General features: G+C 63.9%; 12 protein-coding genes. 4 read left to right on the plus strand and 8 right to left on the minus strand.

Going from position 1 to position 12,070, the window contains the following annotated elements:
* The first annotated feature begins 6 nt into the window (after positions 1-6).
* Together OC446_RS17865 and OC446_RS17870 are read left to right on the plus strand one after the other, a co-directional pair.
* On the plus strand, positions 7-786 hold the full coding sequence (locus OC446_RS17865) for an ATP-binding cassette domain-containing protein (RefSeq protein WP_262030376.1): 780 nt from the start codon (positions 7-9) through the stop codon (positions 784-786).
* 139 nt (positions 787-925) lie between these two features.
* A complete protein-coding gene (locus OC446_RS17870) occupies positions 926-1,678 on the plus strand; it encodes an SDR family NAD(P)-dependent oxidoreductase (RefSeq protein ID WP_262030377.1) in 753 nt (250 codons plus the stop codon).
* 60 nt (positions 1,679-1,738) lie between these two features.
* Here the strand turns inward: OC446_RS17870 and OC446_RS17875 are convergent, their stop codons facing one another.
* From OC446_RS17875 to OC446_RS17895, 5 genes are all read right to left on the minus strand, one after another.
* Positions 1,739-2,242 (minus strand): DUF2059 domain-containing protein, encoded by a 504-nt coding sequence (locus tag OC446_RS17875; RefSeq protein WP_262030378.1) that lies wholly within the window; start codon positions 2,240-2,242, stop codon positions 1,739-1,741.
* Between the two features lie 68 nt (positions 2,243-2,310).
* Positions 2,311-3,657 carry an AmpG family muropeptide MFS transporter gene (locus OC446_RS17880; RefSeq protein WP_410055092.1) on the minus strand — a complete coding sequence of 449 codons (1,347 nt, stop codon included), beginning with the start codon at positions 3,655-3,657 and terminating at the stop codon, positions 2,311-2,313.
* Positions 3,658-3,711: 54 nt separating this feature from the next.
* Complete coding sequence (locus OC446_RS17885) at positions 3,712-4,560, minus strand: SGNH/GDSL hydrolase family protein (protein ID WP_262030380.1); 849 nt, start codon at positions 4,558-4,560, stop codon at positions 3,712-3,714.
* The gene (locus OC446_RS17890) at positions 4,476-5,633 is read right to left on the minus strand and encodes an OpgC family protein (protein ID WP_262030381.1); all 1,158 of its coding nucleotides are present in this window, start codon (positions 5,631-5,633) and stop codon (positions 4,476-4,478) included. Before OC446_RS17890 ends, OC446_RS17885 begins: the two co-directional genes overlap by 85 nt.
* Before the next feature lie 163 nt (positions 5,634-5,796).
* Positions 5,797-6,630 carry an SIR2 family NAD-dependent protein deacylase gene (locus OC446_RS17895; RefSeq protein WP_262030382.1) on the minus strand — a complete coding sequence of 278 codons (834 nt, stop codon included), beginning with the start codon at positions 6,628-6,630 and terminating at the stop codon, positions 5,797-5,799.
* 145 nt (positions 6,631-6,775) lie between these two features.
* Between OC446_RS17895 and OC446_RS17900 the strand changes: the two genes are divergently transcribed.
* The gene (locus OC446_RS17900) at positions 6,776-7,351 is read left to right on the plus strand and encodes an NUDIX domain-containing protein (protein WP_262030383.1); all 576 of its coding nucleotides are present in this window, start codon (positions 6,776-6,778) and stop codon (positions 7,349-7,351) included.
* A gap of 193 nt (positions 7,352-7,544) precedes the next feature.
* Here the strand turns inward: OC446_RS17900 and fghA are convergent, their stop codons facing one another.
* Positions 7,545-8,393 carry an S-formylglutathione hydrolase gene (fghA, locus tag OC446_RS17905; protein WP_262030384.1) on the minus strand — a complete coding sequence of 283 codons (849 nt, stop codon included), beginning with the start codon at positions 8,391-8,393 and terminating at the stop codon, positions 7,545-7,547.
* A gap of 14 nt (positions 8,394-8,407) precedes the next feature.
* Positions 8,408-9,520, minus strand: coding sequence for an S-(hydroxymethyl)glutathione dehydrogenase/class III alcohol dehydrogenase (locus OC446_RS17910; protein ID WP_262030385.1), 1,113 nt, complete (start codon positions 9,518-9,520; stop codon positions 8,408-8,410).
* Positions 9,521-9,653: 133 nt separating this feature from the next.
* Here OC446_RS17910 and OC446_RS17915 point away from each other — a divergent pair, with 133 nt between their 5' ends.
* Positions 9,654-10,304, plus strand: coding sequence for an MBL fold metallo-hydrolase (locus OC446_RS17915; RefSeq protein WP_262030386.1), 651 nt, complete (start codon positions 9,654-9,656; stop codon positions 10,302-10,304).
* 226 nt (positions 10,305-10,530) lie between these two features.
* Here OC446_RS17915 and OC446_RS17920 read toward each other — a convergent pair whose 3' ends face one another.
* Positions 10,531-11,994, minus strand: a complete 1,464-nt coding sequence (locus OC446_RS17920; protein WP_262030387.1) for a catalase — start codon at positions 11,992-11,994, stop codon at positions 10,531-10,533.
* Between the last annotated feature and the right edge of the window lie 76 nt (positions 11,995-12,070).

Genomic DNA, 12,070 nt, shown 5'->3' on the forward strand with positions numbered 1-12,070 from the left:
CGCATCATGCACACCAATGGAACGACGCCTCTCGTCGAGATGCGCAACATCTCCATCGCGTTCGGCGGCATCAAGGCCGTGGACGGCGTGTCCGTCGACCTTCGCCCCGGCGAGGTGGTGGGCCTGCTCGGCCACAACGGCGCAGGCAAGTCGACGCTGATCAAGATCCTGTCCGGCGCCTATCGGCCGGATTCGGGCGAGATCTACGTCAACGGCGAACACGCCGACATCGCGACGCCCCGCGACGCCAAGCGCTACGGCATCGAGACGATCTACCAGACGCTCGCGCTCGCCGACAACATCGACGCGGCGGGCAACATCTTCTTAGGAAGAGAGGTGCTGACGCCCTACGGCACCCTGGATGACGCGACGATGGAGGCCGAGACCCGCAAGGTCATGGCGCGCCTCAACCCGCATTTCCGCCGCTTCAAGGAGCCCGTGAAGGCGCTGTCCGGCGGCCAGCGCCAATCCGTGGCGATCGCGCGCGCGATCTACTTCAATGCGCGGGTGCTGATCATGGACGAGCCGACGGCCGCGCTCGGCCCCGCCGAGACGCAGCAGGTGGCCGATCTCGTGCTGCAGCTGAAGAAGGAAGGCATCGTCATCTTCCTCATCAGCCATGACATCCACGACGTGTTCGGCCTCGCCGACCGGGTGAGCGTGATGAAGAACGGCAAGCTCGTGGGATCGGCCGACGTCCAGGACGTCACGCAGGATGAGGTCCTCGGCATGATCATCCTGGGCAAATGCCCGCCCGGCGCGACGCCCGGACCGGGCGCGAGCTGATCCTTCGACGTCATCCCGGACGAAGCGTAGCGAAGATCCGGGATCGGTTGCAGAATAAGACCCGATTCTGTTCCGTCATCCCGGATTCTGCGGCGCAGCTCCGGGATGACGGAACTCCATTTCAATCAAGTGAGAAACCATGACCCAGACGACTTACGGCTCGCTGAAGGGCAAGACCGTTCTCATCACCGGCGGCGCCAGTGGCATCGGCGAGAGCATCGCGCGTTCGTTTCATGCGCAGGGCAGCAAGGTCGCCATTCTCGACTACAATGCCGAGGCCGGGCAGGCCCTGGCGAAGGAGCTTGGCGAGCGCGTGCATTTCGAGCACAGCGACGTGCGCGACATCCCGGCCTTCCAGGCGGCGATCCGCCGCGCGAGCGAGGCGCTCGGCCCGATCACGATTCTCGTCAACAACGCCGCCCGCGACGACCGTCACACCATCGACCAGGTGACACCGGAATATTGGCGCGAGCGCTTCGCCACCAATCTCGACCACCAGTTCTTCGCAGCGCAAGCCGTGCTGCCCGACATGGAGAAGGCCGGCGGCGGTTCGATCATCAACATGGGCTCGACGAGCTACATGGTGAGTGATGATTCCTTCGCCGCCTACAAGACGGCGAAATCCGCCGCAATCGGCCTCACCCGCGCCCTGGCGCGTGAGCTCGGCCCGAAGAACATCCGCGTCAACTGCCTCGTGCCCGGCTGGATCATGACCCAGCGCCAGATCGACCTGTGGCTCACGCCGGAGGGCGAGAAGGAACTGCTCAAGCGCCAATGCGTGAAGCGCAAGCTCGTACCGCAGGACATCGCGAACTTCGCCCTGTTCCTCGGCGCGGACGATTCCAGCGCCATGTCCGCGCAGACCTATCTTGTGGACGGCGGCTGGGTCTAGAATTCCGTCCAGGTGTCGCCGTTCTGATCATGAGATGAATGGCGATACCTGTGATGGACATCACGGAGAGAGAGCTTTGCGCAGTCGCTCATCCTGGCCGATGCGTGACTGAACTCTCGGGACATAGCGTGCTGCCATAAAGGACTGGACCTGAGGCAGCATAACCTCGGTAAACGTCGCCATTTTCCTGCCGACCCGCGCACCGACTGGCGACTTATAGAAATCGTACAAGGCTCCGATTTCCTCCTCGCTCCATTCCTTCTTATAGAGGTCGGCAGCGAAAGCGAGAAATTCGGGCTTAATCTGCTTCATCTCTTCGGCTGCGACGTTGACAAGGTGATCGGCAATCTCAGGGGTGATCTTATTGGATATCCGCTTGAGCTGATCGATCATCGTGGGACGGAAGCCTTCAAAAGCAACATCCATGACCCGCTCTGTATCGCTGATCTCAAGGATGTACCTGATTTTTTCGTCGACCGATTGAGCGGTCGCCGGTAATGGCAGGGCCAGCAGAGATAAGAAGATGATGGGACGGACAGCCTTAAACACGGCATAGCCTTTCATGCAGCTTGGCGATTGGTGTTATCAAGTTGCATATTTGGAACGGCGAAGCAATCGCCAGGCTAGGACCCTCATCGAGATGCAGCCGGAACCGAACCGGGTAGAACGTTCTGTTCCTTTTTCTCCTCGACGGTCTTCATTGTATCCCGACGGATGATGAAGCAGAGGAAGACCAGCGGGATGCCGATGGCGGCGGTGCCGGTGAAGAGCAGGGGATAGCCGTAGGCGTCCACCACCGCGCCCGAGGCGCCGCCGATGAGCTTGCCGGGTAGGGCATAGAGCGAGCTCAGGAGAGCATATTGCGTGGCGGCGAAACCCGGCGAGGTGAGGCCCGACATGTAGGCGATGAGGGCCGAGCCCGCGAAGCCTGCGGCGAAATTGTCGAAGCTGATCGTCAGAGTGAGCAGATCCAACCGCGCTCCCTCCGAGGCGAGCCACGCGAACATCAGGTTCGAGGAGGCCGCGATGACGGCACCGACGAGCAGGGTCCACCAGAGGCCGAGCCGCGTCAGCGCCAAGCCGCCCGCAAAGGCGCCGATGATTCCGATCCAGACCCCGTAGAGCTTGGACACGTTGGCGATATCCGTCTTGGAGAAGCCGAGGTCGATATAGAGCGGATTCGCCATGACGCCGGCGACGAAGTCCGGCAGGCGGAAGCAGGCGATCAACGCCAGGATGGGAATGAGGATCAGCCCCTTGCGCCGGAAGAGATCGGCCAGCGGCTCGATGATCGCCGCCGTGAACGGAAGGCGCTCGCGCATGGCGCTCTCGTTGCCGCGCGGCGCGAGGAGGGTGCCGACGAGGCCGACAATCATGAGAGCGGCCATGGCCATATAGGCGCTGCGCCAGTTCACGAACTCGGCAATGTAGAGCGCGCCTGCCCCCGCGCAGATGAGAGCCAGCCGGTAGCCGAGCTGGTAGGAGGCCGCCATCATGCCCTGGCGCTCCGTCGCGGCCACGTCGATGCGCCACCCATCGACCACGACGTCCTGCGTGGCGGACGCGAAGGCCACGAGCAGCGCCGACGCGATGGTGAGGGAAAGGCGCGTCTGCGGATCGCTGAGAGCGATGCCGACGAGGCCGAGGGCCGTCGCGATCTGCGCGAACATCATCCAGCCGCGCCGCCGCCCGAGTAGCCCCGCGAGACCCGGCACGTCATAGCGGTCGACGATGGGAGCCCACAGGAACTTGAACGAATAGGCCAAGGCCACCCAGCTCAGCATGCCGATCTCGGTGCGGGAGATCCCCGCCTCCCTGAGCCAAGCCGACAATGTGCTGAAGACGAGCAGGAAGGGCAGCCCCGAGGAGAAGCCGAGGGGCAGCATGAGCGCGACGCGCCCGTCGGTCAGGACGTCACGCAGGGACAGACGGCGTTTGGCTGAGACGGCGATGGGAACCCCCGAACATGGTTGCCGCAGGCCCGGCCGGTATCGGCGGACATGCGGTGCTTCCGCTATCGTCCCGCAGAGGCGTTAACGATCCCTCACGGACGCGACGGCCGTGACGGTCGGCCTGGCTTCGGCCACGGAATGCTCCACCATGGCCTGAAGAGCATCGGCCATGCAATCGGCAAGGTGATCGTAGCCCTTGTCGCCCATGTGGAAGCCGTCGGCGGAGAGCATGGAGCGCAGCTCCTCGGGGGAGCGGCTGTTCCACTCCTTCATGAGAGCATAGCGCGAGAACACGCCGATTTTGCGATCAAGGCCAGTCACGCTGACGGCGTTCACGAACCGCTCGTAGCGGGCTAGGTCCTTGATCGAAGGAAAGTACTGCTGGTCCAGGAGGACCATTTCGGTCCCGGCCTGCCTGACGGCGGAAATACCCCGGTCCAGCAGGGCCCTGAATGCGCTTTCGTCGACACCGTTGATGGCATCGTTCGTGCCGACCTGCCAGATCACGAGGTCGTATCTGTCGGCCTTCAGGGCGGCCTCCAGGCGCTCGATGGTCTGGACGACGGTCTCTCCACCCTTGCCGGCATTCACTACCGCGACCTGCTCCTTCCAGAGCGCAGCCAGATCGTCCTCGAGCTGGGCCGGATAGGTATGGTCAGGCGAGGACGCGCCGATGCCCTCGGTCGAGGAGGAGCCGATGGCGAGAATGCGGATGGGCTGGTGCCGGGACAGCTTGCCGGCCAGGGCCGGAATGGCGCTCTGCCCCTTCAGGCGGGCGGAGGCGTTGGAACACGCGGGAGTATTATCGGCCCGTGCCGAAGCCCCCGCCCCCAGAAACGCAAGACTTAAGAGAACCGCCCCTGCGAGGCGGACAATCCGAGATCCTTTGCCATCCCCTTCGGTGGGGTGGCCACGTTGAGCTTGTTCCATTCGAGATATCGCGCCAGCGCAAGAAGACCAATGATACCGAGGACAGTGAATACCATCCCGATCATTTGCGGACTAGCGGAGGATTTGACGGCGGCCAGCGTCATGGTGACCTGCCCCAGGGCGCTCAGGAGCGATCCGGCCGAGAAGATCATAAGCGCGTTGCGGCCAAGGCGCTTCAGGTCGGGGCCGACGAAGGTGCGCTTGAGGACCTCGCCCACGGGGAACTGGGTCAGGACGTAGGCGAGGGCGAGGAAGTGCACGATTCGGCCGAGCCCCAGGTCATGCTTGGTCAGGTCGAAGAGCGCATGGGCCGCGTCGGGAAGGTGCGGGAAGACTCCGAACCCCGCCGTCGTGAAGACAAGCGACAAGACCACGACGAAGAGGGACGCGAGCATCAGGGGGCGGCTGTAGAAGTTCTGCTGCCTGAGCATGAGAATGCCCGTTACGATCCCCATGGTGAACAGGATCTGCCAGGCGAAAGGGTTGAAGAACCAGGTTCCCGGCTCGGGCCAACTCCGCAGGGTGAGGATCTCCATGCGGGCGAGGCCGTAGAGGCCAGCGGACACTGCGAGGGTGAGCCCCAGATGGGTTCGCGCCAGGACCAGCGCCACCGGAGCCCACAGCATGAGCATGATGTAGAGCGGCAGGATGTTGAAATAGCCGAGCTGGTGGCCGAGCAGGAGGATCCCGGTCACGCCCTTCGCCGTGTCGCCGAAGACCATGCTGCGGCCATGCTCTTCGATGAGGCCGATCTCCTCGCTCAGCTCGTAGCCGATGGAAAAGAGCGCGATGGCGCCGGCGGTGAGGAGAAGATGCATCCGGTAGAGCTCGAACGCCCGCCTCAGGCAGCGCTTGACGACGCCGACGATGTCTCCCTGGGGGATTTTCGGATAATAGACGAGCGCGACCGACAGGCCGGAAATGAAGATGAACGCCTCGGTCGAATCGGAGAAACCGAAATTGCGCGGCGTGATATGCTCGATCAGGTTGCCGGGAATGTGATTGACGAAAATGATCACGAGGACAAGCCCGCGCCAGAAATCGATTGTCGTGTTCCGTCCCAAGACCTTCATCGACCCACTCTTGAACTTGTCCCTGATGCAAACGCCAACAAGGCAAAGGGGTTGCCCAGGAGCAAACGCACCTGTGCAGAGACCCCGCGAATCTTCTTTGAATGGATGAGTTCTAGCACAAAAGCTTGACGGGTCGAGATGTGGCGTCATCACACATGCATGATCACGCCCGGTCTCCTCCCTGACGTGATTCCTCCACGGCCCTGCTCAGCTTGGTGAGGAAGATCTCGAGCGCCTGCTCGGAGGGGCAATCCTTCTCGGTCAGGACCTGCAGGCCCCATTGCTCCAGGACCGCCTGCTCGACCGGATTGGACCGCAGCATGAAGATATAGGATTGCGGCCTGTCCCGCTCGTAGCCGGAATCCACCCAGGTCTTCCAGAGCCGGTGCAGCAGGAAGCGGATGTTCAGATCTCTCATGCTGTAGCCGATGAACAGGATGGTCTTGCCGAGAGCGTCCGAGCGGAACTTGATGTCGATCGGCGACTCGAAGGACAGGCGATCGAGATAATCGGTCTCGGCGATCACGATGGACCCGTCGTCGTCGAAATCGCCGTGATACTTCACGATCTGCGGCACGCCGGCCTGGATGCGCGCGATGTCCTTGGCGTTGACGATCTTGACGTATTCCTTGCCGTGCAGCTCGAAGGAGGTCTCGAGGTTCCGGTCGAAATTCGTCGTATAGACGATCGGGAAATCAAGTTCGCAGATGAGTTCATGAACGCGCGAGGATTTCAGGACCTCCTCCGGAATGCTCCAGTTCCGGTCCATCCAGCTGCGGAGCGGGCCGATGCTGCCCTGCTTGAGGCGGTAATATTCCGCCAGCGTCAGGTGGTTGAGCTCGGCACCCCGGAACTCCGACAGGTCGATCTTCAGCTCGTCGGCGATGTGTTCGATCAGGGTGTTCCAGGAGGGGAGCCCGACCGTCATGGAAACCCCGGCCCCGGCGAACAGGATAGCCTGCCGCTTCCGGATCGCGGCAACCAGATCATCAAGCACGCAACTCTCCATCACGAGCGCCAGAACCGGCGCCTGCCCTTAACGCGCGAGCGCGGCACTCTGCTTCAGCTGGGCTTGAGGGATAACTTGAGCGCGTCGCGTGTTGTCTTCAGGCTTTGCGGCATCGAACAGGAGAAAACGGAACGTGTCAGGCTATCGCATCGAACAGGTCGAAACCCTCCATGACGGCTGGAGCAGGCTTCTCAAGCTCACGGTTCGGATACCCGACGGCCGGACCATGACCAGGGAGGTGCTGAACAGCGCCGGTGCGGCGGTCGTGCTGCCTTACGATCCCGAGAGGCGCACGGCGATCCTGATCCGACAGTTCCGGGCGCCCGTCATGCATGTGGAGGGCCACCCGGATCTTCTCGAGGCCGTGGCGGGTCTGCTCGATGACGATGAGCCCGAGGCCTGCGCCCGGCGCGAGGCCATGGAGGAGGCCGGCCTTCGCATCGGCAGACTGGAGCCCGTGGCCAAGGCCTGGTCGGCGCCCGGCATGACGACGGAGCGCCTATACCTGTTCCTCGCCCCCTATGCGTCCGCCGACCGGGTAGGCGAGGGCGGTGGGCTGGCGGAAGAGCACGAGGACATCGAGGTGCTGGAAATCGGTCTCGACGTGCTGGCGCGGATGATGAACGAGGGCGCCATCGCGGACATGAAGACCCTGGTCCTGATCCAGGCCCTGCAGCTCCGGCACCCGGAGCTGTTCGGGAAGGATTGAAGCTGCTTCTACACGATCCGGCTGCTCAGACGCTGGCCGGGATCACACACTCCACGTCATGGCCGTCCCCGGACTTGATCCGGGGATCAGTCCCGGCCATCCCGATGCTGAAAAGCGCGTCGTTTCAATGGATCGAGATCACCGGCACAAGGCCGGTGATGACGTGAGGATGAGACGCTCGACTATGAGCCTCTCAGCTCGCGCCGAGCCGCTCGGCATGCCAGCGCAGGTGGTCCTCGATGAAGGTCGCGATGAAGAAATAGGAGTGGTCGTAGCCCTCTTGGCGACGCAGCGTGAGAGGCTGTCCCGCCTCGGCGCAGGCGGCTTCCAGGAGCTGGGGTTTCAGCTGGCTGTCCAGGAAGCTGTCGGCCTTGCCCTGGTCGACCAGGAGATCGGGGAGCCGCGCGCCGTCTTCGATCAGCGCGCAGGCGTCGTAGTCGCGCCAGGCCGCGCGGTCGGGCCCGATATAGCCCGAGAGCGCCTTCTCGCCCCAGGGGCAGTTCATGGGCGACACGATGGGCGCGAAGGCCGAGACGGCCTTGAAGCGCTGAGGGTCGCGAAGCGCGATGGTGAGCGCGCCGTGGCCGCCCATCGAATGGCCCATGATGCCCTGCCGGCTCATGTCGGCGGGAAGGCTGTCGGCCACGAGCGCCGGCAGCTCGCGCTCCAGATAGGATCGCATGCGGTAGTTGCGTGCCCAGGGCTCCTGCGTGGCATCCACGTAGAAGCCGGCGCCGAGGCCGAAATCGTAGGCGCCTTCGGGATCGTCCGGCACGGCCTCGCCGCGGGGGCTGGTGTCGGGCGCGATCAGGATCAGGCCGAGCTCCGAGGCCACGCGCTGCGCGCCCGCCTTCACGGTGAAGTTCTCCTCCGTGCAGGTGAGCCCGGAGAGGAACCACACCACCGGCACCGGGGCGTCGGCGGCCTGCGGCGGAACGAAGACCGCCACGCGCATGGGCGTGCCGGTTTCCTGCGAGAGGTGCCGGTAGACGAATTGCGCACCGTCAAAGCAGCGCGCTTGCGAGACAGTCTCGAAACTCAACCCATCGCTCCTGATCAGTACACGATCACGGAGCGGATCGACTTGCCCTCGTGCATGAGGTCGAAGGCGGTGTTGATCTCGTCGAGGGGCATCTTGTGGGTGATCAGATCGTCGATGTTGATCTTGCCCTCCATGTACCAGTCGACGATCTTCGGCACGTCCGTGCGGCCGCGCGCGCCGCCGAAGGCCGTGCCCTTCCAGACGCGGCCGGTGACGAGCTGGAACGGACGCGTCGAGATTTCCTTGCCGGCCTCCGCCACGCCGATGATGATGCTCTCGCCCCAGCCGCGGTGGCAGCATTCGAGCGCCTGGCGCATCACATCCGTGTTGCCGGTGGCGTCGAAGGAGAAATCCGCGCCGCCGCCCGTGAGGTCGACGATGGCCTGCACGACCTTGTCGTTGCCGATCTCCTTCGGGTTGATGAAGTCGGTCATGCCGAACTTCCGGGCCATCTCGACCTTGGCCGGGTTGATGTCGACGCCGATGATCTTGTCGGCGCCCACCATGCGCGCACCCTGGATCACATTGAGGCCGATGCCGCCGAGGCCGAACACCACCACGTTCGCGCCCGGCCACACCTTCGCCGTGTAGATCACCGCGCCGATGCCCGTGGTGACGCCGCAGCCGATGTAGCAGATCTTGTCGAAGGGCGCGTCCTCGCGCACCTTGGCGAGCGCGATCTCCGGCAGGACGGTGAAATTCGCGAAGGTCGAGCAGCCCATGTAGTGGAACACGGTCTCGCCGTCGCAGCGGAAGCGGGAGGTTCCGTCGGGCATGACGCCCTGGCCCTGCGTGGACCGGATCGCGGTGCAGAGGTTGGTGCGGCGCGACAGGCAGGATTTGCAGTTGCGGCACTCGGGCGTGTAGAGCGGGATCACGTGATCGCCGACTTTCAGCGTCGTGACCCCGGGCCCAACCTCGCGCACGATGCCCGCGCCCTCGTGGCCCAGGATCGCCGGGAACTTGCCCTCGGAATCGAGGCCGGACAGCGTATAGGCGTCGGTGTGGCACACGCCCGTCGCCATCACTTCCACGAGCACTTCGCCGGCCTTGGGGCCTTCGATGCGGATGGTCTCGATGGTGAGCGGCTTGCCAGCCTCCCACGCCACGGCGGCCCTGGTTTCCATGCTCGTGTCCTTACCTGGTGATTCGATGCGGGGACTATGTGAAGCCGGGCTCCGTCAGGTCAATAGACGCGAGCCTTTCCAGCGGCCTCCGCAGCCCCTATGTGTGGAGGCGACACGATGTAAGGAATCGCCTGTGCCAGACGTCAGCGCCACCATCATTCCCGTGACGCCCTTCGAGCAGAACTGCACCTTGCTGTGGTGCGAGAAGACGAAGAAAGCGGCCGTGGTCGATCCCGGCGGCGATCTCGACCGGATCCGCGAGGCCATCGCTCAGGCCGGCGTCACCGTGGAGAAGATCATTCTCACCCACGGCCATATCGATCATGCCGGCGGCGCGGCCGAGCTGCGCGAGAGCCTGGGCGTTCCGGTCGAAGGGCCGCACGAGGCGGACCGGTTCCTGCTCGAGCGGCTGGCCGAGCAGGGGCAGGCTTATGGCTTTCCCGCCCGCGCCGTCACGCCGGATCGCTGGCTGAACGAAGGCGATACGGTCACGGTCGGGGACCTTACCCTCGACGTGCTGCACTGCCCCGGCCACTCGCCGGGCAGCGTCGTCCTCGTGTCGCCGTCGCAGCGCTTCGCGCTCGTGGGCGACGTGCTGTTCCAGGGCTCCGTCGGCCGCGTGGACCTTCCCGGCGGCGACGGCAAGGCGCTGATCGCCTCGATCAAGGACAAGCTCCTGCCGCTCGGCGACGACATCGCCTTCATTTGCGGCCACGGCCCCATGAGCACCATCGGCCAGGAGCGGCAGACCAACCCGTTCCTGCAGGGCGAGGGGTTGTTTTAAAAACCTCCCTGTCATTCCGGGGCCGCGCAGCGGAACCCGGAACCCATAACCGCTGACGATGCAGAAAGAGGAGCGACGCTACGTGCTCCATTCTCATACGTGGTGTTTATGGGTTCCGGGTTCGCCTCCGGCGCCCCGGAATGACAGTCCTGCAAACTGCAGAAACAAAAACGGCCCGGGATCGCTCCCGGGCCGCTCCGTTTTGCCCCTACGGATTTTTATTCGCTTATTCCGCAGCCTGGATCATCACGGCGCCCTTGAGGCCCATGCGGGTCGCCACGCCGAGACCGTAGGCCTTGTCGGCGAGGTAGAAGTGGACGATCTGGCGCTTCACGATCGCCTCGGGCACGCCCTGCATGGCTTCTGCGATGTTGTCCATGAGCCGGTCCTGCTCGTCCGGCGTCATGAGACGGAACAGGTCGCCCGGCTGCTTGTAGTCGTCGTTGCCGGCGCGGTGATCGTAGCGGTCGGCATCGCCCGAGATCTTGAGCGGCGGCTCCGCGGCGCGCTGCGTCTGAACCGGTCCGTTGAAGGAGTTCGGCTCATAATAGGCATCGCCGCGGTTCGGGATGTCGAACAGCATCGGGCCGTCCGCGTGATAGTGGTTCACGGCGCTGCGCGGACGGTTCACCGGCAGCGCCTCGTAATGGGTGCCGACGCGGTAGCGGTGCGCATCCGCATAGGCGAAGATGCGGCCCTGCAGCATCTTGTCCGGCGAGAAGCCGATGCCGGGCACGATGTTCGACGGCGAGAACGAGGATTGCTCGACCTCGGCGAAATAGTGCTGGGCATTGCGGTTGAGCTCGAGGATGCCGACCTCGATCAGCGGATACTCCGCATGCGGCCACACCTTGGTGACGTCGAAGGGGTTGTAGGAGGTCTTCTCCGCATCCGTCTCGGGCATGATCTGGACGCAGAATTTCCAGCGCGGGAACTCGCCGCACTCAATGGCTTCGTAGAGATCGCGCTGGGCGCTCTCGCGGTCCTTGGCCACCACGGCCTCGGCCTCGCGGTTCGTCCAGGTCCTGATGCCCTGCATGGACTTGAAGTGGAACTTCACCCAGAAGCGCTCACCGGCCTCGTTGATGAACGAATAGGTGTGCGAGCCGAAGCCGTGCATGAAGCGGTAGCCCTGCGGCAGGCCGCGATCTGAGAACAGGATCGTCACCTGATGCAGGCTCTCGGGGCTGAGCGACCAGAAATCCCACATGGCGGTCGTTGAGCGCAGGTTCGTCGCGGGATGACGCTTCTGCGTGCGGATGAAGTCGGGGAACTTCACCGGGTCACGCACGAAGAATACCGGCGTGTTGTTGCCGACGATGTCCCAGTTGCCTTCTTCCGTGTAGACCTTCAGGGCGAAGCCGCGCACGTCGCGCTCCGCGTCGGCCGCGCCGCGCTCGCCGGCTACGGTGGAAAAGCGCAGGAACACCTCCGTCTGCTTGCCGACCTCGGAGAAGACCTTCGCCTTGGAATATGGCGTGATGTCGTTGGTGATGGTCAGGGTGCCGTAGGCGGCCGAACCCTTGGCGTGGACCACGCGCTCGGGAATGCGCTCCCGGTTCTGATGCGCCAGCTTCTCGATCAGTTGGTAGTCCTGGAGCAGCAGCGGGCCGCGGGCTCCGGCCGACAGGCTGTTCTGGTTATCTGCAATCGGCGCCCCCGCCGTCGTGGTCATGGTTGTTGTTGTCATGGTCGTCCCCATTGAGTGCCGCGCACCATGCCGGGGAGAAGCGATAAGGTCCAATTGAATTGATTGCACGGCGCGA

This window comes from Microvirga sp. Mcv34, from assembly GCF_024519725.1.
GTDB lineage: Bacteria > Pseudomonadota > Alphaproteobacteria > Rhizobiales > Beijerinckiaceae > Microvirga.